The sequence below is a fragment of the Methylobacterium sp. Leaf112 genome (assembly GCF_001423295.1).
GTDB lineage: Bacteria > Pseudomonadota > Alphaproteobacteria > Rhizobiales > Beijerinckiaceae > Methylobacterium.
Genome location: NZ_LMNG01000009.1, coordinates 18,025 through 40,359, shown reverse-complemented (window position 1 = coordinate 40,359; position 22,335 = coordinate 18,025). Strand labels below are relative to the sequence as shown.

The 22,335-nt window shown below is 68.7% G+C and carries 23 protein-coding genes and 1 tRNA gene; 19 read left to right on the top strand and 5 right to left on the bottom strand.

Translation table 11 applies throughout. The features are described from left to right. Positions 1-111 precede the first annotated feature (111 nt). Positions 112-321, top strand: coding sequence for a hypothetical protein (locus ASF52_RS05895; protein ID WP_056169151.1), 210 nt, complete (start codon positions 112-114; stop codon positions 319-321). A gap of 274 nt (positions 322-595) precedes the next feature. Beyond that, a complete protein-coding gene (locus ASF52_RS05890) occupies positions 596-1,195 on the top strand; it encodes a DUF2147 domain-containing protein (RefSeq protein ID WP_056169148.1) in 600 nt (199 codons plus the stop codon). 91 nt (positions 1,196-1,286) lie between these two features. Here the strand turns inward: ASF52_RS05890 and ASF52_RS05885 are convergent, their stop codons facing one another. Next, a complete protein-coding gene (locus ASF52_RS05885; protein ID WP_056169146.1) occupies positions 1,287-2,513 on the bottom strand; it encodes a serine hydrolase domain-containing protein in 1,227 nt (408 codons plus the stop codon). 70 nt (positions 2,514-2,583) lie between these two features. Beyond that, a complete protein-coding gene (locus tag ASF52_RS05880) occupies positions 2,584-3,078 on the bottom strand; it encodes a DUF427 domain-containing protein (RefSeq protein ID WP_056169143.1) in 495 nt (164 codons plus the stop codon). Positions 3,079-3,203: 125 nt separating this feature from the next. On the opposite strand from ASF52_RS05880, the gene otsB reads away from it, so the two are divergent. The 5 genes from otsB to ASF52_RS05855 all read left to right on the top strand — a co-directional run bounded on the left by otsB (position 3,204) and on the right by ASF52_RS05855 (position 7,197). Further along, positions 3,204-3,971 (top strand): trehalose-phosphatase, encoded by a 768-nt coding sequence (gene otsB, locus ASF52_RS05875; RefSeq protein ID WP_443136657.1) that lies wholly within the window; start codon positions 3,204-3,206, stop codon positions 3,969-3,971. Between the two features lie 75 nt (positions 3,972-4,046). Continuing rightward, complete coding sequence (locus tag ASF52_RS05870) at positions 4,047-5,057, top strand: glucokinase (protein WP_056169140.1); 1,011 nt, start codon at positions 4,047-4,049, stop codon at positions 5,055-5,057. A gap of 8 nt (positions 5,058-5,065) precedes the next feature. After that, a complete protein-coding gene (locus ASF52_RS05865) occupies positions 5,066-5,590 on the top strand; it encodes a hypothetical protein (RefSeq protein WP_056169137.1) in 525 nt (174 codons plus the stop codon). A 242-nt stretch (positions 5,591-5,832) separates the two neighbouring features. After that, positions 5,833-6,102: a hypothetical protein gene (locus ASF52_RS05860; protein ID WP_244473714.1), complete on the top strand. Its 270-nt coding sequence runs from the start codon at positions 5,833-5,835 to the stop codon at positions 6,100-6,102. A gap of 315 nt (positions 6,103-6,417) precedes the next feature. Beyond that, complete coding sequence (locus ASF52_RS05855) at positions 6,418-7,197, top strand: outer membrane protein (protein ID WP_443136656.1); 780 nt, start codon at positions 6,418-6,420, stop codon at positions 7,195-7,197. A gap of 123 nt (positions 7,198-7,320) precedes the next feature. Here ASF52_RS05855 and ASF52_RS05850 read toward each other — a convergent pair whose 3' ends face one another. Beyond that, a complete protein-coding gene (locus ASF52_RS05850; RefSeq protein WP_056169132.1) occupies positions 7,321-8,223 on the bottom strand; it encodes a polysaccharide deacetylase family protein in 903 nt (300 codons plus the stop codon). A 211-nt stretch (positions 8,224-8,434) separates the two neighbouring features. Continuing rightward, the gene (gene purD / locus ASF52_RS05845; RefSeq protein WP_056169129.1) at positions 8,435-9,718 is read right to left on the bottom strand and encodes a phosphoribosylamine--glycine ligase; all 1,284 of its coding nucleotides are present in this window, start codon (positions 9,716-9,718) and stop codon (positions 8,435-8,437) included. Positions 9,719-10,169: 451 nt separating this feature from the next. On the opposite strand from purD, the gene xseA reads away from it, so the two are divergent. The 12 genes from xseA to ASF52_RS05785 all read left to right on the top strand — a co-directional run bounded on the left by xseA (position 10,170) and on the right by ASF52_RS05785 (position 21,416). Then, a complete protein-coding gene (gene xseA / locus ASF52_RS05840) occupies positions 10,170-11,813 on the top strand; it encodes an exodeoxyribonuclease VII large subunit (protein ID WP_056169126.1) in 1,644 nt (547 codons plus the stop codon). Between the two features lie 145 nt (positions 11,814-11,958). Beyond that, positions 11,959-12,186, top strand: coding sequence for a DUF4170 domain-containing protein (locus ASF52_RS05835; protein WP_056169122.1), 228 nt, complete (start codon positions 11,959-11,961; stop codon positions 12,184-12,186). A gap of 161 nt (positions 12,187-12,347) precedes the next feature. Beyond that, positions 12,348-13,292, top strand: a complete 945-nt coding sequence (locus ASF52_RS05830; protein ID WP_056169120.1) for a ribose-phosphate pyrophosphokinase — start codon at positions 12,348-12,350, stop codon at positions 13,290-13,292. A gap of 187 nt (positions 13,293-13,479) precedes the next feature. Next, complete coding sequence (locus ASF52_RS05825; protein WP_056169117.1) at positions 13,480-14,193, top strand: DUF1013 domain-containing protein; 714 nt, start codon at positions 13,480-13,482, stop codon at positions 14,191-14,193. A 203-nt stretch (positions 14,194-14,396) separates the two neighbouring features. Then, entirely contained in the window at positions 14,397-14,951 is a 555-nt protein-coding gene (locus tag ASF52_RS05820) for a hypothetical protein (protein WP_056169115.1), read from the top strand. A 279-nt stretch (positions 14,952-15,230) separates the two neighbouring features. Further along, complete coding sequence (rpsA, locus tag ASF52_RS05815; protein ID WP_056169113.1) at positions 15,231-16,961, top strand: 30S ribosomal protein S1; 1,731 nt, start codon at positions 15,231-15,233, stop codon at positions 16,959-16,961. Positions 16,962-17,372: 411 nt separating this feature from the next. Then, on the top strand, positions 17,373-18,359 hold the full coding sequence (gene sppA, locus ASF52_RS05810; protein WP_056169111.1) for a signal peptide peptidase SppA: 987 nt from the start codon (positions 17,373-17,375) through the stop codon (positions 18,357-18,359). A gap of 30 nt (positions 18,360-18,389) precedes the next feature. Further along, a complete protein-coding gene (gene ihfB / locus ASF52_RS05805; protein ID WP_056169109.1) occupies positions 18,390-18,707 on the top strand; it encodes an integration host factor subunit beta in 318 nt (105 codons plus the stop codon). A gap of 34 nt (positions 18,708-18,741) precedes the next feature. Beyond that, complete coding sequence (locus ASF52_RS05800; RefSeq protein WP_056169107.1) at positions 18,742-19,116, top strand: lipopolysaccharide assembly protein LapA domain-containing protein; 375 nt, start codon at positions 18,742-18,744, stop codon at positions 19,114-19,116. A gap of 7 nt (positions 19,117-19,123) precedes the next feature. Then, entirely contained in the window at positions 19,124-19,786 is a 663-nt protein-coding gene (locus ASF52_RS05795) for a phosphoribosylanthranilate isomerase (protein WP_056169105.1), read from the top strand. A gap of 201 nt (positions 19,787-19,987) precedes the next feature. After that, the gene (gene trpB, locus ASF52_RS05790; RefSeq protein ID WP_056169103.1) at positions 19,988-21,229 is read left to right on the top strand and encodes a tryptophan synthase subunit beta; all 1,242 of its coding nucleotides are present in this window, start codon (positions 19,988-19,990) and stop codon (positions 21,227-21,229) included. Between the two features lie 110 nt (positions 21,230-21,339). Then, positions 21,340-21,416 (top strand) — tRNA-Met (locus ASF52_RS05785). A 365-nt stretch (positions 21,417-21,781) separates the two neighbouring features. On the opposite strand, the gene ASF52_RS05780 is transcribed toward ASF52_RS05785, so the two are convergent. Then, entirely contained in the window at positions 21,782-22,324 is a 543-nt protein-coding gene (locus ASF52_RS05780) for a TetR/AcrR family transcriptional regulator (protein ID WP_056169100.1), read from the bottom strand. Positions 22,325-22,335: the final 11 nt, after the last annotated feature.

Genomic DNA, 22,335 nt, shown 5'->3' with positions numbered 1-22,335 from the left:
AACGGACCGACGACGACCAAGCGCCGAAAACGACGTTGACGCTTGATTGGAGTTATTCTAATTAAGAACAGAACGGGTGGAGCGACTGCCCATCCGACCGGGAGAGACACGATGACCAGCAACCACAGCAACGCCTGCGAGAGCTGCCGCTTCTTCGACGATCACAAGCTCAACGGCGGCGCGGCAGCCGGCGATGCGGGCCTGTGCCGCTTCAATCCGCCCGTGAGCCAGCCGGAGCCGAAGTCCCCGGGCCTTTGGCCGGTGGTGGCGTCCAAGGATTGGTGCGGTCACTTCACGGCCGAGATGACCGCTGCCGAATAAGCGCGCCCCCATCACGAAGCTCTACGAGCCGGCGCGAAAGCGCCGGCTTTTTGCGTTCGGGTCCGGACCGACGACCTGCGAACCGGATTCCAGCGACGGCAGGGCGTCGTGGTCATGATCCGGTCACCTTCGCGTCCGAAGGCGGGGCATCACCGCACGGGGCGACGACCGCGTGTGGCCCGGTGACGGTCGTCCGGCGCGGCTCCGGCGGGCCGACACGACACGGCTGATGGCGCCGCCCGGCAGGTTTTCGAAGTTTGAGGATGTCCAACAGATGATCGACCGATCGACCCTCGCCGCTCTGGCCGGCCTGACCCTGGCCACGCTGCCCGGGTCCGCCCTGGCCGCCACGCCCAACGACGCGACCGGGACCTACCTCACCGAGGATGGCCGCGCGCGCATCCGCGTCGAGAAATGCGGTCCGCAGAACACCAACCTGTGCGGCTACGTCGTCTGGCTGAAGGTGCCGTTGAACGACAAGGGCCAGCCCCGCGTCGACTTCAAGAATCCCGACACCAAGAAGCAGGCACGCCCGTCGCTGGGGCACCAGCTCATCATGGGTCTGAAGCCGGATGCCGACGCCCGTTACGCCGGGAAGATCTACAACGCCGACGAGGGCAAGTTCTACGACGTGACCATGTGGGCCGATCAGCCCACCGAATTGTCCGTGCGGGGCTGCATGCTCGGGTTCCTGTGCGGATCGCAGACCTGGAGCAAGGTCAACGACGTGGTTCCGGGCCAGCTCACCGCGGCGACGAACCAGCCCGGCGGCCCGCGTTCCGACGCCGAATGGGCGCCCAAGCCCGCGGCCCCGAAGCCGGGCGCGAAGCCGGCCGCTCCCGGAACCGCACCCGCCGCCCCCGCGGCGGAGTAGGATCGCGCGTCGCCCGCATCGGGCGGCAGGACTCATCGGGAAAATTTCGAGCCGGCTTCGCCCAGCGGAGCCGGCTTTTTGTAGCTCTGGATCAGTCCACCAGGGCGGCGTAGGTCAGCACCCGCAACTCCCGGCGGATCGGCAGGGCCGAGGACGGGATGAGCTGGGCGAGGAGCACCACCGCGAGATCCTCGGCCGGGTCGACCCAGAATGCGGTGCTGGCGAGCCCGCCCCAGGCGGCCTCGCCGGGCGTCCCGACGATCTGCGCACGGGCCGGATCGAGCATCACCGAGAAGCCGAGCCCGAAACCGATGCCCGTATAGGCCGTCTCGGAGAAGCGCGGCTGGCCCATGGCGGCCAGATCGCCGTCGAGGTGGTTCGTGAGCATGAGATCGACGGTCTTGCGCCCCAGCAGCCGCACGCCGTCGAGTTCTCCGCGCGCCAGGAGGAAGCGGCAGAAGCGCATGTAGTCCCCCGCCGTGGAGACGAGGCCGCCGCCGCCGGAGGCCACCACCGGCGGACGCGCGAACCGGCTCCCGACGCAATCGTCGTAGAGCTTCAGGCTGCGCTCGCGAAACAGACTGTAATTCGCCGCGAACCGCTCGACCTTGTCGGGTGGAACGAAGAAATCCGTGTCGAGCATGCCGAGCGGCGCCAGGACGCGCTCCCGCATGAACTCCGCGAAGTCCTGGCCGGACACGACCGCGACGAGGTAACCGAGGACGTCCGTGGCGACGCTGTAGTTCCACTCGGCCCCGGGCTGGGCCAGCAGGGGCTGGCGGGCAAGGCGCTCCACCACGGTGGCGAGGCTGTCGGTCTGCGCCTCGCCAAAATCGACGCCGTTCTGGCGGTAGAGGCCATCGACGAGGGTGGCCTCCATGAAGCCGTAGGTCAGGCCGGAGGTATGGGTGAGGAGGTCGCGGATGGTGATGGCGCGCTGCGCCGGCTCGCTGTCGAACTTCACCCGGTTGCCGCCGGTGAGCACCCGCATGTCGGAGAATTCCGGCAGGAAACGGGTGATGGGATCGTCGAGCTGGAAGCGCCCCTCTTCGTAGAGCATCATCACCGCCACCGAGGTGAGCGGCTTCGTCATCGAATAGATGCGCGCGATGGTGTCGGGGGCGAACGGCTTCTCCCGGGCGATGTCGGCGAGACCGTGGGTGCGGAAATACGCGGTCTTGCCCGCCCGCGCCACCATCACCGAGAGGCCGGCGAGCTTCCCGTCGGCCACCAGCCGCTCCATCCAGCCGTCGATTCGCCCCAGGCGATCCGGGCACAGCCCCACCGCCCGCGCCTCGACGTCGATCTCACCGTGCATGCCATCGCTCCATCACACCGTGACGGCATGTAGCCGGGCCTGGCGGGGACGCAACCCCGGCGCCATGGTCCTACCAACCCATGGAGCCGGGACCACCCTTGAACGGGCCGACGAGGCCCGGCGTGATCCAACCGCCGTAGAACCCGCCGGGCTGCGGCGTGGCGCGGACGTCGCCGACGAAGCAGCCGTCCATCGGTCCGGCATAGAAGGCGAGGTATCCGGCGATGGCGCGAAAATCCGGCGTGGGATCGGGATAGGCCCAGGCCGCCCCCTCGGCGCGGCGCCCGCCGGCCGAGACGTCGTGGAGCACGGCGCGGCCCTTCCACTCGCAGAGGCCGGCCCGGCGCGGCGGGCCGAGCACGCCTGGGGCCACGTCGGCGGGCGGGATGTAGTAGGTCGGCGGATGGCTGGTCTCGAGGACGCGCCAGCCCGCCACCGTGCTGGCGATGGTCTCGCCCGAGAACACCACCCGCAGGCGCCGGGCGACGCGCTCCAGGCGGGGCGGCCGCGGGTAATCCCAGACGCTCTCCTCGTCGGGACCGGGGTGAATCGGTGTCGGCCACATGCGCAGCGGGCTCCTGGCGTCGGGATACGGATGCGTGAGTTAGGGCACGGCGTGGGCCGCGCCCCGTTTTCCACTGGCGCGCGTCATGCTAGCGCAGGCCGGTCTTGGATGGAGGGACGCGAAGCGTGACCGAGAGCGTGACCGAGCCGACCGACTTCGCCCTCTACCTCGACTTCGACGGGACCCTCGTGGAAATCGCCCCCCGGCCCGATCTGGTCCGGGTCGATCCGGCCCTGCCGGGCGCCCTGGAGCGGCTGCGCACCCGCCTCGGCGGCGCGCTCGCCGTCGTCACCGGTCGGCCCATCGGGGTGATCGACGATTTCCTGGCGCCGGCCCGGTTCGATATCGCCGGCCTGCATGGGGTCGAGCGGCGGGTCGACGGCATCGTGAGCGGGGGAGGCGCCGAGAACCATCCGGAACTGCGTGCCCGCATGGCCGGCCTGACCGCGGCCGTCGCCGGGCTCGATGCCGTTCTGATCGAAGACAAGGGCGCGTCGGTGGCGGTGCATTGGCGCCTCGCCAGTCCGGCCGACGCGGCGCTCGCGGAAGCGGCGGTCAAGATCACCGCCGATGCCCTGGGTGCCGCCTACCGGCTCCAGCTCGGCAAGGCGGTGGGCGAGATCGTGCCCGCCTCGGCCACCAAGGGCCAGGCCATCCGGGTGTTCGCGCAAGCCCCGCCCTATGCCGGCCGCCGGGCGATCTTCCTCGGCGACGACCTCACCGACGAGAAGGCCTTCGCGGTGGTCAACGCGAGCGGGGGCGTCAGCGTCCGCATCGGCGCGGCCGAAACCATCGCCACACGGCGCCTCGCCACTCCGGAGGACGTGCGCCGGCTGCTCTACGCCTGGGCCGACGGGGCCCCCATCGATCCCGACGCCCTGCCGCCGGCCTGACCCGGCCGCGCCCAGAACGGCCTCACCCGCGTCAGCCACACCTGAGAACCCGGCCTTTTTCGAGAAGGAGCGCGCATGTTCGAATTTCCGGTCCTCGTCGGCGATATCGGCGGCACCAACGCCCGCTTCGCCGTGGTGCCGAAGTCCGGTGCACAGCCGCGCCTTCTCGCCCATGTCGAGACGGCCGGCCATCCAGACCCGAGCGCCGCGATCCGGGCGGCGCTCGCCGAAGGTGGCGGTCCGCCGCCGCGCTCGGCCATCCTGGCCGTCGCCGCGCGCGTCGATGGCCCGGCGGTACAGCTTACCAACGCCCATTGGGTGATCGAGGGCGCGCGGATCGGCCGGGATTTCGGCCTGTCGCGGGCGGTGATCGTCAACGACTACGTGCCGGTGGCGGCGGGCGCGGCCGAGATCAGTCCCGGCGAGTTGACCCCGGTGGGTCCCCATCGCGAGGGTGGGATCAAGGGTGATCAGGGCGCCCGCCTCGTCCTCGGCCCCGGCACGGGTTTCGGCGCGGCGGCCCTGCTGCCCGTGGGGGATCGCCTCGCCATCGTCTCGACGGAGAGCGGGCACGTGGATTTCGGCCCGAGCGACGCCGAGGAGCACGCCCTGTGGCCGCACCTGGAGCGGATCGAGGGACGGATCACCGTCGAGGCGTTGCTCTCCGGGCCAGGCCTGTCGCGCCTGCACGCCGGTCTGCATCGTCTGCGCACTGGAGAGGACGGCCCCAGGCTCGATCCCGCCGCGGTCACCGAGGCAGGACTCGGCGGCACGGACCCGGATGCGGCGGCCGCCCTCGCGCTCTTCGCCAAGCTGCTCGGCCGGGTCTGCGGCGACCTCGCCCTGACGTTCCTCGCCACCGGCGGGGTCTACATCGGCGGCGGCATCGCCCCCCGGATCATCGATGTGCTGCACCAGGGCAGCTTCCGCGCCGCCTTCGAGCACAAGCCGCCCTTCGTCGCGCAGATGGAGGCGATTCCAACCAGCGTGATCGCCCTCCACGACCCGGCCCTTTCGGGCCTCGCCGCCTTGGCGAGCCGGCCGGACGTGTTCGTGTATCACGGTCAGACCTGGACGGCGGACTGAGCGCGGGGATGCAGCTGCATCACCCCATCGTCGTACCCGATCTGGTCGAGGCCTGGATCCTCGACCGACTGTCCGTTGCCCCGACAGGAGACGGCGACCGGCCGAGCCTGCGCTTCTTCCGGGATCGCACCGTGGCAGGCCTCGTCGCCCAGGCGATGCAGGACCGCCGGGACGACGGTGCGGCGGGGCTCACCGCCCGCGATGTTCGGCAGGGTGCCGTCCTGGCGTTCGACCGTACCACCCTGTCCTCCGCGACCCAGCTGATCTCCGTGCGGGAGGCCCGCGACGACCTGCGCGAGGACGAGGTCGAATTGCGCGCACGCACCGATCTGCTTCGCCTCCGCCAGCGAATCCGGACGATCCACCTCGGCGACGAGGAGATCGACTTCTGGATCGAGGCCTATGCCGGCGGGCATCCCGGCGACGACGGGACGGGACGCTGGACCAAGGCCGTCCTCGGGGCGCTCGACGACCTCTACGGCGACCCGCGTCGGATTCCCGGCGACCTGGCGCCACCCGAGCGGGAACACTGAGCGAAGAGTCCAAGGCGATTTTACACAGGCGTAAACGCTCGCCTAAGATGCGGCGCATGCGCACCGGACGGACACGATCACGGGCGAGCGGGCGCCCCTTCAGCGCGGCGCTTCTCGGAGGCGTGTCCACCGTCTTGTGCGCAGCCGCCCTGGCCCAGGGTCCGTCACCCATCAACAACTGGATGGATCTTCGCACCGCTCTAGCCGCGTGCTGGTCGGTGCCGCCGGGGACCGAGGGATCGTTGATCGCGTTCCGCTTCGGCCTCGACAAGACGGGCGCCCTGCGAGGGCCGCCCCTCGTCACCGCCCGGCGGCTGAACGGCGACGGGGAAGCCCGCAAACGCTACGAGGACGCTGCGACCGGCGCCCTGTCACGGTGCCTTCCGATCTCCGTCACACCGGCCTTCGGGGCGATCCTCGGCGAAAGTCCTATCCGCCTGCGGTTCGTCAACACGCCGCCCGCCCCCGCCTATCAGCTCAACAGCAACATCACGGTGTTCGCGCCGCACTGAGGCTCACGCGATCACCCGGGCCATTCGGGCAAATCCTAAAAAAGCGACCCTATCGCGGAACCGAATGGCAAACCCTGCGTTATCGCCTCCGCTCAAACAATTAATGTAAACACAAAGTAAAGGACTGGTCTTTTCCATTGATGATGCGATCCAATCTCGGTGTTGCCGAAATACACTAGAAGCGTCGTGCCAAGCCTTGCTAAGCCCAGGTCACGCCGCACCGAGAGTGCGCCTCAGCTTTTCTGGCAGTCACACAATGTTCAAGACGCTCTTCCTCGCCAGCACCGCCGCCGCCCGCGCCGCGCGGCTCCGCCGGTGTTCGTGCCGGTGCCGGTGTTCACCTGGACGGGCTTCTACGCCGGTTTCAACGCCGGTTACGGCTTCGACGCCTCGAACCGCGACACCAACGTCTACAACAACGTGTTCCCGAACCTGGTCCGCGGCGGCGCCGCTGGTCTTGCCGGCGCCGGTGGCCCCTCGCAGGTCGCCTACTCCGACCGTTCGAACGAAGGTTTCACCGGCGGCGGTCAGATCGGCTACAACTACCAGTTCACCCCGGGCTCGGGCGTGGTCGTCGGTATCGAAGCCGACGCCCAGTACGTCGACTTCGGCCGTAGCCGGAACAACTTCGTCCTGACCCCCGGCTTCGCTCCCGTCGCCGGCGTCACCTTCGTCGATCCCCGCGGCACCGCCAGCCTCGACTACTTCGGCACCGTCCGCGGCCGCCTCGGCTACGCCTTCGACCGCACCCTCGTGTACGGCACCGGCGGCTTCGCCTACGGCGCCGGCAGCGAGGAGCGCTCCTTCGGCGGCTTCCGCGGCAACGACAGCTTCCGCACCGGCTGGGCCGCCGGCGGTGGCATCGAGTACGCCCTCCCCACCGACTCGTTCTTCAACTTCTTCAAGTCCTCGGCCGTGACGTTCAAGGTCGAAGGCCTGTACGTCAACCTCGACCAGAACAACCGCAACGCCGGCGTCTACGCCGTCGACACCAACAACGTCGTCTACCGTCAGCCCGGCTTCGCCGGCCGCAACTCCGGCACCGAGTTCGCCGTCGTCCGCGCCGGCCTGAACTACAAGTTCGGCTCGTACTAGGACCTGCGGGACCTTCAGGTTCGGCCTGAGCGTCCCCAGCCCCGATCATCTGGCCGCTTTCGTCGAGGCGACACCCCGAGGAGAAATCCTCGGGGTGTCGCTGTTTGGGGGTCGCGAAACGCGTTATTCGTTCACGGCGGGCGCCCCGTCGGCCATCGCGTAAACATGGTCGGCGATGGCACCGGCGGTGGTGAGCCAGACCGCGTCCCGGTGCGCCGCGATGTGCTCCAGGGCCGCACGCAAGGGCTTCAGGCGGTGTGGTTGGCCGACGATGTAGGGATGCAATGCGATCCCCATGACCAGAGGGGCATCCTGAGACTGGACCAGCATCTCGTCGAAGCCATCGACGAGGGCTTCCGCGAACTGACGGCCGGTGTCCTTACGGGCGACGATGGCCGGGATATCGTTCAGTTCCTGCGGATAAGGCACCGAGAGGATGCGCCGCCCTCCGCGCGTCGCGAACCACACCGGCTGATCGTCATGCGCCCAGTCGAGAAGGTAGCGGTACCCGGCCTCGGCCAGGAGATCCGGCGTCACCCGCGATTGCGAGATCCAGGGGCCGAGCCAACCAGCCGGCGGCTCGCCCTCGTGCCGGGCGAGGATCTCCGTCGCCTCGGCGATGAGGCGCCGCTCGGCGGCCTCGTCTAGGGTGCCCTGACGCTCGGCATTGGTGCGGCCGTGGCCGACGATCTCGTCGCCACGGGCCCGGAACGCTTCGATGAGTCCCGGGCAATCCGCATAGAGCCGACTGTTGACGAGCACGCTCGCCGGCAGGGCGAGACTGTCGAGCATCGCCTTCATCCGCCACGCGCCGATGCGGTTGCCCCAATCGCGCCAAGCGTAGTTCAGCACGTCCGGTTGGGGGCCTCCGGGCGCGAGCTCGGCGCCGAGCCCAGATCCGAAATCGAAGGTTTCGAGGTTGAGGGCGACGTACACGGCCAAGCGCTTGCCCCCCGGCCAGTCGTAGACCGGCCGATCGGGCAGCGCGCTGTAGCCGTATCGGCCATGGCCTGCCGATGTATCCATGCTGATGCCTTTGCGCTCGAGGTCGGGGCTCCGTGCCTCCCGAGATAGGTCACCGCCGAGCCTTTGGCTTCCCCGGCCCGAACCGGATGGCTACGCTCCGCGAGGCGAACGCCAGAGCATCGCCCCGAAATGCTGAGACCGGCCTTCGGCGAAAGTCGCGACAACGACGGGAATTTGGAGCGTCGCCCTCAAACGGACGAAGGACAGCGCTTCAGATCCCCCCGCCGGCGACCTCGCGGGCCACGGCGCGGCGGCCGATGTCCCGGCGGCAGAACCCTTCCGGCCAGTCGATCCGGGCGATGGCCGTGTAAGCGCGGGCCTGGGCTTCCATCATACTGGCCCCCAGGGCCGTCACGGTGAGCACGCGTCCGCCATCGGCGAGCAGCTGCCCGTTCTCGATGCGGGTGCCGGCCTGGAACACGATGACGTCGTCGCTCGCATCCGCCGCGTCGACCCCCCGGATCACCGAGCCGCGCATCACCGCGCCGGGATAACCGGCCGCCGCCATCACCACGGTCAGCGCCGCGCGACTTTCGTCGAACGGGAGATCGACGCCGGACACGTTGCCGTCGCAGGCCGCGATCAGGGCCGGGAGGAGGTCTCCGGCGAGGCGCGGCATCAGCACCTGCGCCTCGGGATCGCCGAAGCGGGTGTTGTACTCGATGAGTTTCGGCCCATCGACCGTGAGCATGAGGCCGGCATAGAGGATGCCGGTGAACGGCGTTCCACGGGCGCGCATGCCGGCGAGGGTCGGCGCGATGATGGTCTCCATCACCGCCCGTTCCAAGGCGGGGGTGAGGATGGTGGCGGGCGAGTACGCGCCCATGCCGCCGGTGTTGGGACCGCGATCCCCGTCGAACACCCGCTTGTGGTCCTGGGCCGTACCGATGGGGACGGCGCGCGTTCCGTCGCACAGGGCGAAGAAGCTTGCTTCCTCGCCGAACAGGCACTCCTCAATGACGATTTCGGCGCCGGGCTCGGTCAGCATGGCCCGCACGGCGGCCTCGGCCTGATCGAGGGTCTCGGCCACCACGACGCCCTTGCCGGCGGCGAGGCCATCGGCCTTCACCACGATGGGCGCACCGCGCTCGGCAAGGTAGGCGAGGGCGGCATCACGATTCGTGAAGCGCGCGAAGGCAGCGGTGGGAATGCCGTACGCGGCGCACAGATCCTTGGTGAAGCCCTTCGAGCCCTCGAGTTGGGCGGCGGCCTTCGTCGGACCGAACGCGCGGATGCCGGCCGCGGCGAGGTCGTCCACGAGGCCGGCCACGAGGGGCACCTCGGGTCCGATCACCACGAGGCCGATGGTGTTCTGCGCGCAGAACGCCTGGACGGCGGCGTGGTCGGCGACGTCGAGGTCCGGTCGATTCTGACCAAACGCCGCGGTTCCGGGATTGCCCGGCGCGGAAAACAGGCGCTCGCAGAGCGGGCTCTTGGTCAGCGCGTAGGCGAGGGCATGCTCGCGCCCCCCGGAGCCGATGAGGAGGATGTTCATGGGCCAAGCTCTTCCCCAAAAGAGCGCCCTTGAAAAGGCGGATTCGGACAGTCCGCGCGGCTTTGCACGGGATGGAGCCCCAACGCACACCCAACCCGATCTTCTCGACAGGACATGGGGAACCCGGTGCCCGTTCCGGAGTTCTAGATGGATCATGCCAGGATGTCGCAAATCCGTCTCTTATTCGATGGCTTCGCCCAGATTCCAGGGCATCAATGCCGCGCGGTATGTGGTCAGCGGGCGGATGCCAATGCGGGCGTGCAACGACAATCGCCGTTCACACAGCGCACCGAGCTGGTACTGGGCTTTGGCCGTCGGCGCTTTCCCCACCGCCTGCGTCGCCCTGCTTCTCTCCATCTTACTATAGTCGACCTCAGAGCGGCCTGATGCTCGAATACCCTCAGGGTGCCGCCCTTTACCTGCACGGCGCCCCACACTAGCGTTCGCCGCCATGGCCGTTCCTCCCCCGCCTTCCGCCGTTTCGAGATCCGGCGTGCCCGTCTCGAACGTCCCCGAATGGTCTGTCGGCGACCTTGCCTCGGCCCTGAAGCGGACCTTGGAAGACGCCTTCGGCCATGTCCGCCTACGAGGTGAGATATCGGGCTTTCGCGGCCAGCACGGCTCGGGCCACGCCTATTTCTCCCTGAAGGATGGCACCGCCCGCATCGATGCGGTGGTGTGGAAGGGCACGTTCGCCCGCCTTCGCCAGAAGCCGCAGGAGGGGTTGGAGGTCGTCGCCACGGGCCGGATCACGACGTTTCCGGGCAAATCCTCGTACCAGATCGTCATCGAGACCCTGGAGCCCGCGGGCATCGGCGCCTGGATGGCGTTGCTGGAGGAGCGCAAGCGCGTGCTCGCCGCCGAGGGTCTGTTCGCGGCCGAGCGCAAACGGCCGATTCCCTACCTGCCGCGCGTCGTCGGCGTGGTGACTTCGCCCACGGGGGCGGTCATCCGCGATATCCTCCACCGCCTCGCCGACCGCTTCCCCCGTCCAGTCCTCGTCTGGCCCGTGCGGGTGCAGGGGGAGGGGGCGGCCGACGAGATCGCCACCGCAATCCGGGGCTTCAACGCGCTGCTCCCCGGTGGGGCGATCCCACGCCCCGACGTGCTCATCGTGGCACGCGGCGGCGGCTCCATCGAGGATCTGTGGGCCTTCAACGAGGAAGTGGTGGTGCGTGCCGCCGCGGACTCGGTCATCCCACTGATCTCCGCGGTGGGCCACGAGACCGACACCACCCTCATCGACTTCGTCTCCGACCGGCGGGCGCCGACTCCCACGGGAGCCGCCGAGATGGCGGTGCCGGTGCGCGCGGACCTCATGGCCGAGGTGACCGACCTCGCTCGGCGACAGCGCGAGGCCGTCGAGCGCAAGCTCGACCGGGAGGGCAGCGATCTGCGCGCCCTCGTCCGGGCGATGCCTGGGGTCGACACCTTCCTGGCGGGCAAGCGCCAGCGCCTCGACCTCGCCGAGGCCCGTCTGGGGCCGGCGCTGGCCGGCAATGCCCGCGTGCATCGTTTGAGAGTGTCACGCCTCGTCGAGCGCTTCGTACGGCATCCGCCGACCCTCGCGCTCGCCACCGCACGGGGACGTCTGGCCCGCATCGGTGACCGGCCGGGCGCGGCGCTCCGCCATGGCACCCGCCACAGGGGCGAAGCCCTGGCCTATCTCGGCCGCCGTCTCGTCGTGGCGCGCGACGCCACTTTAGCCCGAGCCGATGCCGAGGGCGCACGGCGCCGCGACCGGCTCGATGCCCTCCAGGGCCGCCTCGACCGGGCCGGCGGCCGACTCACGGAGCGCCGCCGCGACCGCCTCGGGACCCTGGCGAGCCTCCTCGCTTCTCTGAGCTACCGCGCCGTCCTGGCGCGCGGCTTCGCCCTGGTTCGCGACGGGTCGGGCGCGGCCCTGCGCAGCACCGTGGCCGCGTCGGCGGCCGAGCGCTTCACCCTGGAATTCGCCGATGGCACCCTGGCGGCGCGGGCCGAGACCGCCGCCGCATCGAGCGGGGAGGGCGTTCCGGCACCGGCACGTCCCAAGCGCGCCCCACGGAAACCGGCGGCCAAGGCCCTCGTCCAGGGCTCCCTGTTCGAAGGCTGAAGGCTCGGCCTCGCGAACGGCCCCGGCTGTGCCGCGCACGCCTGCCCACCCGTGGGTTGACGAACGGGGCCGCGTTTGCGAACCGCGGCACGGCGCATGCCTGAGCCAGCCCCGAAGGCAGGCCGCACGATACGAAGGAGCCGCGATGACAACCACTATCGACAGCGCCCAGAAACTGCACCTGGTCTTCGGTGGGCAACTGGAAAGCCTCGACGGCGTGAACTTTCGCGACGTGAAGGACCTCGATATCGTCGGCATCTATCCCGACTATGCGTCCGCCCAGAGCGCCTGGAAGGCCAAGGCGCAATCCACGGTCGACAGCGCCGAGACGCGCTACTTCATCGTGCACCTGCACCGGCTGCTCGAGCCCTGATCTGTGCAGGGCGCAGGGGCAGAGTGCGTGAAGGCATTGTGACGCCCCCCCGTCGGCTGGTATGGACCGGCCCGACAAACCGCTCCGGGTTTCTACGATTTGGTTCGTGACCCTGGTTGGACGGCTCGGCGGGCGAAGGATCGCGAGATGAAGACCCCGGCATGACGTCATCGATCAAGATCATCGCCGGCAATGCCAGCCGCCCGCTCGCCGAGGCCATCGCGGCCTACCTCGAGCTGCCGCTGGCGAAATGCATGGTCCGGCGCTTCGCCGACATGGAAATCTTCGTCGAACTGCAGGAGAACGTCCGCGGCGAGGATGTCTTCATCGTCCAGTCCACGTCGTTTCCAGCCAACGATCATCTGATGGAACTGCTCATCATGATCGATGCGGCCCGGCGCTCCTCGGCCCGGCGCATCACGGCGGTGATCCCGTATTTCGGCTATGCCCGCCAGGACCGGCGCACCTCGGGCAGGACCCCGATCTCGGCCAAGCTCGTCGCCAACCTCATCACCGAGGCCGGTGCCGACCGCGTCATGACCCTCGATCTGCATGCCGGCCAGATCCAGGGCTTCTTCGACATCCCCACCGACAATCTGTTCGCCGCCCCCGTGAAGGTGCGCGACATCAAGGAGCGGCTCGACCCCAAGGACTGGATGGTGGTCTCGCCCGACGTCGGCGGCGTGGTGCGCGCCCGCGCCATCGCCAAGCGCATCGACGCGACGCTCGCCATCGTCGACAAGCGCCGCGAGCGCCCCGGTGAATCTGAGGTGATGAACATCATCGGTGAGGTCGAGGGTCGGTCCTGCATCCTCGTCGACGACATCGTCGATTCCGGCGGCACCCTGGTGAACGCCGCCGAGGCCCTGCTCAACGCCGGTGCCAAGGACGTGTCGGCCTACATCACCCACGGGGTGCTCTCGGGCGGCGCGGTCTCGCGCATCGCCGCCTCGCGGATGAAGGAGCTGGTCATCACCGATTCGATCCAACCGACGCAGGCGGTCAAGCTCGCGCGCAACATCCGGGTCGCCACCATCGCGCCGCTGCTGGGCGAGGCCATCGGCCGGACCGCGACGGAATCGAGCGTGTCCAGCCTGTTCACCTGATACCGTGCTGAGCGGGACGGGATGCGCGCGATCGCAATTGCGCATCCCCCTCCGCAACCTGTATAGACGCAACTCCCCTATTGCAGCGTTGAGACGGGATGCTGCCGGCCAGTCCCAGGCCGGAGCGAGCGGCGCCACGTCGGCGGCGCCCCGACGCCCGTCCCGCCCCAACCGTTGGAGTTGCCCGATGACCCAAGGCCCGTTGATGCCGAAGGCCACAGCCGTGTGGCTGGTGGAGAACACCTCCCTGGCCTTCGAGCAGATCGCTGAATTCTGCAAGCTGCACCCCCTCGAGGTGAAGGGCATCGCCGACGGAGAGGTCGCGGCCGGCATCAAGGGTCTCGACCCGATCACCACGGGCCAGCTCACCCGCGACGAGATCGAGCGCGCCCAGCGGGTGCCGAACTACAAGCTCAAGGTCGCCGTCTCGAAGGTGAAGCTGCCCGAGGTCAAGCGCACCACCAAGGGTCCGCGCTACACCCCGCTCTCGCGCCGCCAGGACCGCCCCAACGCCATCCTCTGGCTCCTGCGCAACCACCCCGAGCTCAAGGACGCGCAGGTCATCCGACTCGTCGGTACCACCAAGTCGACGATCCAGCAGATCCGCGAGCGCACGCACTGGAACTCGGCCTCGCTCCAGCCCATGGACCCGGTGACCCTAGGCCTGTGCACGCAGATCGACCTCGACTTCGAAGTCCAGCGTTCGGCCAAGGATCGGCCCGCCGTGCTGCCGACGGACGGTGGCGCCACGCTGCTGCCGACGGAAGTCTCGACGGCGACGGACTACACCGAGACCGACGAGCATCACCGCTCCGTGCGCGACGAGAAGCTCAACGCCGATTCCGTGTTCGCCAAGCTCAAGGGCATGCGCAACACCGACACGGATGACGACGAGGACTGATTCTCGCCGTCAGATATGGACGAACCCGATCCGCACCGGAGTTCCGGTGCGGATTTTTTCGTCCGGGCTTCGGTGTTGCCCTCAGGATGGCGTCGAACGGCACGATAACGAGACATGGCGACTGATCCCAGGTCGCCAAATCCAAGAAAATGCGCAATATTGCCGACCCTCGCTGGCCGAGGCAGCATTTTCCGGGGATCACGATGATCGCGTTGGGTACCGGACATGAGATGGGAACGGTAGCCGATCCAGTGGGCCTGACGGACTTGCCCCTGTCGTCTGGCCAGACCTCATCGGTGCCCGACCTCTGGGCTTCCGAACCCGTGACCCTCGCAGAATCTCTCATGGCCGAAGCCGGGTGGAGCCCGGCGAATTTTGGCGATGCCGGCCCGAACCCGCCCTATCTGCGCATCGGGGGCAAGCTCTGGGTGACGCTGACCGAATTCGAGCCATGCTTCTCGTCGTTCCACCGCGACCGGGTGCTGTTCCGTTCCAAAGTCTCCATGGCGGATCACCTGTCACGCTACGACCAGATCATGGTGGATCCGCTTGCATTCGAGGAGTGCTTCGGCCCGCTGGAAGGGACCGATGCCACCTTTCCGTTCGGCGTCTGGCTCGCCATTCGCGAAGTCCGTTTCACCGGCATCGAATTGCTGGGCAAGCGACACGGACCGGTGGTGCTGCCCCTCGAACCCCTGGCCGTTGCCTCGGCGGTCTGGCTGCGCAACACGCGCCGCCCTGGCCGGCCTCCGGCGTGATGGCCGCGCCGAACCTCATCGCGCGTCATATTGCCGAAAGCGGCGCGATCCGGTATGGAACCGCCGTTCTCCGATTGGAATCGACGAGGCGTGGGCGTGTTTCGCGTCGCTCCGTCCCGTTGGAGAATGGCCCTCGACCATCGTTTCAGAATGCGTCGGCCCTCCTTCCGGGGGGTGAGCCCGTCCGGTCCCCCGGGGATCGCGGGCGGCGATCGCCGAGGGTGCCCCGTCACACGAACCGCCGACGCCGGCCTCCGATGAGGCCTGTCAGGAGACAGAATGACCGCTGGTAACGCCCTGCAGCGTAACCCGAGCCGCGACGATTTCGCGGCTCTCCTCGAGGAGAGCTTCCTCGAGCACGAGATCACCGAAGGGTCCGTCGTCAAGGGTCGCGTCGTCGCGATCGAGAAGGACGTGGCTGTCATCGACATCGGCGCCAAGACGGAAGGCCGTGTCGCCCTCAAGGAATTCAACGGCCCCGGCCGCGAAGGCGATCTCGCCGTCGGCGATGAGGTCGAGGTCTACGTCGACCGCATCGAGAACGCGCTGGGCGAGGCCGTCATCTCGCGCGACAAGGCGCGCCGCGAGGAGAGCTGGGTCAAGCTCGAGAAGGCGTTCGAGGCCAACGAGCGCGTCACCGGCGCGATCTTCAACCAGGTCAAGGGCGGCTACACCGTCGACCTCGACGGCGCCGTGGCGTTCCTGCCGCGCAGCCAGGTCGACATCCGCCCCGTGCGCGACGTCACGCCCCTGCTCGGCACGCCCCAGCCGTTCCAGATCCTCAAGATGGATCGCCGCCGCGGCAACATCGTCGTGTCGCGCCGCACCGTCCTCGAGGAGAGCCGCGCCGAGCAGCGCTCCGAGCTCGTGGCCAACCTCGAAGAGGGTCAGGTCATCGACGGCGTCGTCAAGAACATCACCGAGTATGGTGCGTTCGTGGATCTGGGCGGCATCGACGGCCTGCTTCACGTCACCGACATGGCGTGGCGCCGCGTGAACCATCCGTCCGAGGTCGTGACCATCGGCCAGACGGTCAAGGTCAAGATCATCAAGATCAACCACGAGACCCACCGCATCTCGCTCGGCATCAAGCAGCTGCTCGCCGATCCGTGGGAGGGCATCGCCCAGCGCTACCCCGTCGACGCCAAGCTCAAGGGCCGTGTCACCAACATCACCGATTACGGCGCCTTCGTGGAGCTGGAGCCGGGCATCGAGGGCCTGATCCACGTCTCCGAGATGTCCTGGACGAAGAAGAACGTCCACCCGGGCAAGATCGTCTCCACCTCCCAGGAAGTGGAAGTGCAGATCCTCGAGGTCGATCCGGTCAAGCGTCGCATCTCGCTCGGCCTCAAGCAGACCCTCCAGAACCCCTGGGAGGCCTTCGCCGAGCAGCATCCGGTCGGCTCCGAGGTCGAGGGCGAGGTCAAGAACAAGACCGAGTTCGGCCTGTTCATCGGCCTCGACGGCGATGTCGACGGCATGGTCCACCTGTCGGATCTCGACTGGAACCGTCCCGGCGAGCAGGTCATCGAGGAGTTCAAGAAGGGCGACATGCTGCGCGCCCAGGTTCTCGACGTCGATGTCGAGAAGGAGCGCATCTCGCTGGGCGTGAAGCAGCTCGGCGGCGACCCCTTCACGGAGGCCGGTGAGCTCAAGAAGGGTCAGATCGTGACCTGCGAAGTGACGGAAGTGAAGGATTCGGGCGTCGACGTGAAGATCGTCGACACCGACCTCACCACCTTCATCCGCCGGGCCGAGCTCGCCCGCGACCGCGGCGACCAGCGCCCCGAGCGCTTCGCCGCCGGCGAGAAGTTCGACGCCCGCGTGATCCAGTTCGACCGCAAGGCGCGCCGGGTCCAGCTCTCCATCAAGGCCCTCGAAATGGCCGAGGAGAAGGAGGCGATGGCGCAGTTCGGCTCCGCCGATTCCGGCGCCTCGCTGGGCGAGATCCTGGGCGCGGCCTTCAAGAAGGCCCGCACCAGCGACGACAAGGACGACGCCCAGGATTAATCGTCCCGGCGCGACACCCCGGGATCCACGATGGCTCCCGGGGCCCTGAACTGAAGACGCCCGTGCGGGGATCAAACCTCGCGCGGGCGTTTTTGCGTCTGGCGGCGCGATATCCGTGCGAGAACTGGCATCCCGCACCGCGAAGACTTGCCGGAGATGACTTGTCCGGGCTGCGAGGACTTGCGAATTCCGCCCGCTTCCGCCGCCCGCCCCCTCTTGCCGGTCCGTGGCGGGCAAGGCTAGAACACCCACGCCGAGGATGCGAGGCGGGGCAAGGGCTTGAGTCCATCCGGCGACGGATGGCACAGGGTCCTGGGCACTGCCGCGAACCGCGGCGAAGCCGGGCGGCGCGAAGCTCGGACAACCCATCACGGCCGGGAACGGTCGGTGCGCGAGGGAGCGAACCATCGCATGGCCGCTGACGCCGAACTCCTGATCGATCGCAGGCGCCTGCGCCGTAAGCTTTCCCTATGGCGGGTGGTGGGGATCGGCGGTCTCGTTCTCGCCGTCGGCGCGGTGGGTCTGCGCATCCGCAGCGGCACCGAACCCCTCGGCTTCGGAGCGGTCAAACCCCAGATCGCGCGCATCTCCATCGGCGGCTTCATCGCCGGCGCCGAGGCCACCACCAAGCTCATCGAGCGCGTGCGCGACGCTGGTGCGGTCCAGGGCGTGGTGGTTTCGATCTCCTCGCCCGGCGGCACCACCACCGGCTCGGAGGAACTCTACCGCAACCTGCGCGCGCTCGCCGAGAAGAAGCCCATGGTGGCCTTCGTCGACGGCACTGCCGCATCCGGCGCCTACATCGCCGCCATCGCGGCCGACCACATCGTCGCGCGGGAGACGGCGCTCGTCGGCTCCATCGGCGTCCTGTTCCAGTATCCGGACCTGTCCGGCCTCCTCGACAAGGTCGGGGTGAAGGTCGAATCGGTGAAATCCTCGCCCCTCAAGGCCGAGCCGTCGGGCTTCACTCCGACTTCGCCGGAGGCGCGCGCGGCCCTCGCTGCCGTGGTCGGCGACACCTACGCCTGGTTCAAGGGACTCGTGTCCGAGCGCCGCAAGATGAACGACCGCGAACTCGCCACCGTCTCCGACGGGCGGGTGTTCAGCGGGCGCCAGAGCGTCCCCCTGAAGCTCGTCGATGGGATCGGCGGCGAGCGCCAGGCCATCGCCTGGCTCGAATCCGAGCGGGGCGTCGCCAAGAACCTGCCAGTGCTGGATTGGAAGCCGAAGGCCAAGAGCGACTTCCAGATTTGGTCGGCGCTCGGCCTCGGCGCCGATCTCGTGGGCCTAGACGGGCTCGCCGCACATCTCCGCCTGATCGGTGACGAGACGGCGGGCGCGGCGCAGGGCGGGCTCCTGGCCGTTTGGCGGCCCAGCCCCGCCGAAGCCGCCCGCTGAAACCGTTCATGACGTCGTGAAGGCCGCAGCATGATCAAATCGGAGCTCGTGCTCAGGATCGCCGAGCAGAACCCCCACCTCTACCAGCGCGACGTCGAGACCCTGGTCAACGCGATCCTCGACACCATCGCGGATGCCCTCGCCCGGGGCGACCGGGTCGAGTTGCGCGGCTTCGGGGCGTTCTCGGTGAAGCGACGGGATGCACGGCGCGGGCGCAACCCGCGCACGGGTGCGGCCGTTGCCGTCTCCGAGAAGGCCATCCCGGTGTTCAAGACCGGCAAGGAGATGCGCCTGCGCCTCAACGAGGCCGGCATCGGCGAGGAGGCGGCCACCGCCGCCGCCTCGTGAACCGCCGGACTACAGATTCGATCGGAGTGCTTCGATGATCCGCTTCTTCAAGGGTTTGGTCCTGCTCCCGGTGGCGGTCGTCGTCGTCGCCCTGGCGGTGGCGAACAGGGACGCCGTGCGCCTGTCGTTCGATCCGTTCTCGCCGGACATGCCGGTCTTCAGCGTGACCCTGCCGCTATACGTGATCCTGTTCATCGCCGTCGGGCTCGGCGTGCTCCTCGGCGGCTGCGGCGCCTGGCTCGGCCAGTCGGGCACCCGGCGCACCAGCGCCGAGCGCCGCCGCGAGATCCGCCGCCTCGAAGGCGAGACGGCACGCCTGCGCACCACCGCGCCGAATCCGGTCGGGGAGGGGCTCCACGGCCTGTCGCGCGGCCCCTCCGACCGCGTCGCCCTGCCGGCCCCGCGCTGAGAACCCGATGTCCGCTATCGCCATCAAGATCTGCGGACTGAGCACCGGGCCGACCCTCGGGGCAGCCCTCGACGCCGGCGCCGACCTCGTCGGCTTCGTCCACTTCCGGAGGAGCCCGCGCCACGTCGACCTCGCTGTGGCCAGTGACCTGTCGGAGCGGGCCCGGGGCCGGGCGCAGCGCGTGGTCCTCCTCGTCGATCCCGACGATGCGCTCCTCGCCGCCGCGGTCGCCGCCACCGATCCCGACTGGGTTCAGCTCCACGGGCGCGAGACGCCGGAGCGCGTCGCCGCCATCCGCCACCTATCCGGACGCCCGGTGATGAAGGCGCTCGGCATCGCGACGCGGGCCGACCTCTCGGCAGTCCAGACTTACGCGGACGTGGCCGACCGCCTCCTCCTCGACGCCAAGGCGCCCCTCGGCGCGGCCCTGCCGGGCGGCAACGGCCACGCCTTCGATTGGGACCTCCTTTCCGGCGCTCTCCTGCCGGAAGGCACCATGCTGTCGGGCGGCCTCACCCCCGAGACCGTCGGCGCTGCCCTCGCCCGCACGGGTCTTCGCGCCGTCGACGTCTCGTCCGGTGTCGAGAACCGCCCCGGAGAGAAGGATCCGGGTCGAATCGCCGCCTTCATCGCCGCTGCGCGCGCTCGCTGCACGGTGGCGGCGGCCTGACATCCAGCGTCCGAATTCGGGAAACGGCGGGTTGGCCGCATTGTCGCCCCCCCTATGCGGGTCTAGATCATGCGCTTGGCTCGCCGCAGGCGAACGGCATGGCCGAGACCGCTCCATGGAGTGGACCATCCGTTCCGTCGTCGCATCTGCCCTGGCCGCCCAACCCCAGGCCGCACGCAAAGTCATCCAAGGACGCCGCCCGTGACCCTCGCTCCCCCTCCGAACTCGTTCCGCAACGGCCCGGACGAGCGTGGCCGCTTCGGCATCTTCGGCGGACGCTTCGTGGCCGAGACGCTGATGCCACTGATCCTCGATCTGGAGGCGGCCTACGAAGCGGCCAAGGCCGATCCGGCGTTCCAGGCCGAGATGGACAGCCATCTGACCCATTACGTCGGCCGCCCGAGCCCCCTCTACGAGGCCGAGCGCCTGACCGAACACCTGCGCGCGAAAGCGCCCTCCGGCCATGGCGCCCGGGTGTTCTTCAAGCGCGAGGAACTGAACCACACCGGCTCGCACAAGGTGAACAACGTGCTCGGCCAGATCATGCTGGCGCGCCGCATGGGCAAGCCACGCATCATCGCCGAGACGGGGGCGGGCCAGCACGGCGTCGCGACCGCGACGCTCTGCGCCCGCTTCGGCCTCAAGTGCGTGGTCTACATGGGTGCCGTCGATGTGGCGCGTCAGGCCCCCAACGTCTTCCGCATGAAGATGCTCGGCGCCGAGGTGATCCCGGTCCAGTCCGGCACCAGGACCCTCAAGGACGCCATGAACGAGGCCCTGCGCGACTGGGTCACCAACGTCGCCGATACGTTCTATTGCATCGGCACCGTCGCCGGCCCGCATCCGTATCCCGCCATGGTGCGCGACTTCCAGTCGATCATCGGCCGCGAGACGAAAGAGCAGATGCTGGAGATGGAAGGGCGCCTGCCCGATTCGCTCATCGCCTGCATCGGTGGCGGCTCCAACGCCATGGGCCTGTTCCACCCGTTCCTCGACGATTCGAGCGTCGAGATCTACGGCGTCGAAGCCGCCGGCCATGGCATCGCCTCGGGCCTCCATGCGGCCTCTCTGTCGGGCGGCAAGCCCGGCGTGCTGCACGGCAACCGGACCTATCTGCTCCAGGACGGGGACGGTCAGATCGCCGACGCGCACTCGATCTCGGCCGGTCTCGATTACCCGGGCATCGGCCCCGAGCACGCTTGGCTGCACGAGGCCAAGCGCGTCACCTATCTCTCGGCCACGGACGCGGAGACCCTGGAGGCGTTCAAGCTGTGCTCGCTGCTGGAAGGTATCATTCCGGCCCTGGAGCCGGCCCACGCCCTCTCCAAGGTGTTCGAGATCGCGCCGACGAAGCCGGCCGACCACCTCATGGTCCTCAATCTCTCGGGCCGCGGCGACAAGGACATTCCGCAGGTCGCCGAAATCCTCGGCACCCAGCTCTGACCACCGGGTTCCGGCGGTTTGCCCGTCGAAACCCCGTTGACACCGCAAGGCGGATTTCCTATTCCGCCGATCTCGCCGCCGCAGCGGAATTCCCGCAGTGGCGGTGACTTGGCGGGGTAGCTCAGTTGGTTAGAGCAGAGGAATCATAATCCTTGTGTCGGGAGTTCAAATCTCTCCCTCGCTACCAAGTTTCTTAGTCGTGCGAACGACTTAGCTGAGAAGCCCTGGACCGATGGTCCGGGGCTTCTTCGTTTCCCGGCCCTCTTCTGTACATGTCCGTCGTGAAGGCGAACCGAGGTCCGTTCCCGATCGTATCGAGAGCCGCCCCCGACCGTTCGGCCATCGCCACGGCTACGCAGGGGACGGGGGTTTTTTAGAGAGGCGGGTCGGCGTCGACGCGGCCGGCTTCGGACCTCGAACGATGATCGGACGCGCCTCAGCACCGCGTCGCACCGTAGGGCACGCGAAAATCCTGCGAGCGGGACGATCCCGTGCGGCAGATCCCGGACCGGATCACGTTCGTGAAAGTTCGGGGGCGTGTGCCGATGCGTCTCAGGCCGTGGCGGCGGCTTGTGCCGCCTGGATCAGGTCGTTCGCCAGGGTCTCGTCGTCGATGGCGCGGGCGAGGACGACGGCCCCGACGAGCGTCGCCAGCGTCGCCAAGGCACGTTGCCGTCGGCGCTCCCGGGACGCCTTCGGCGTCAGGTCCGCCAGGATGGAGGCGAGACGCTCGACCCCTTGCGTGAACCGCGCCCGGATGGGGCTGCCCGGTGCCTCCCGGGAGACGTCGTTCGCCAAGGCCGCGAGGGGGCAGCCCTTTCCAGGGGAGCGGACGTGCGCCAGGGAAAGATAAGTCGCCACGATCGCGTCCACCTCCCCGCGCCGATCCTCGGCGAGGGCGGAATCGAACGCTTCGGCCGCCAGGGCATCCTTGTTCGCGAACTGGCCGTAGAACCCGCCATGGGTGAGGCCGGCGGAGGCCATGATGTCGGCGACGCCGACCCCGTGCAGGCCCCGCTCACGGAACAGGGCCGCCGCGACCTCGACCACGCGCTGGCGGTTCAGCTTGGCCTGCTCCTGCGAAACTCTCGGCATTCACTCATCCT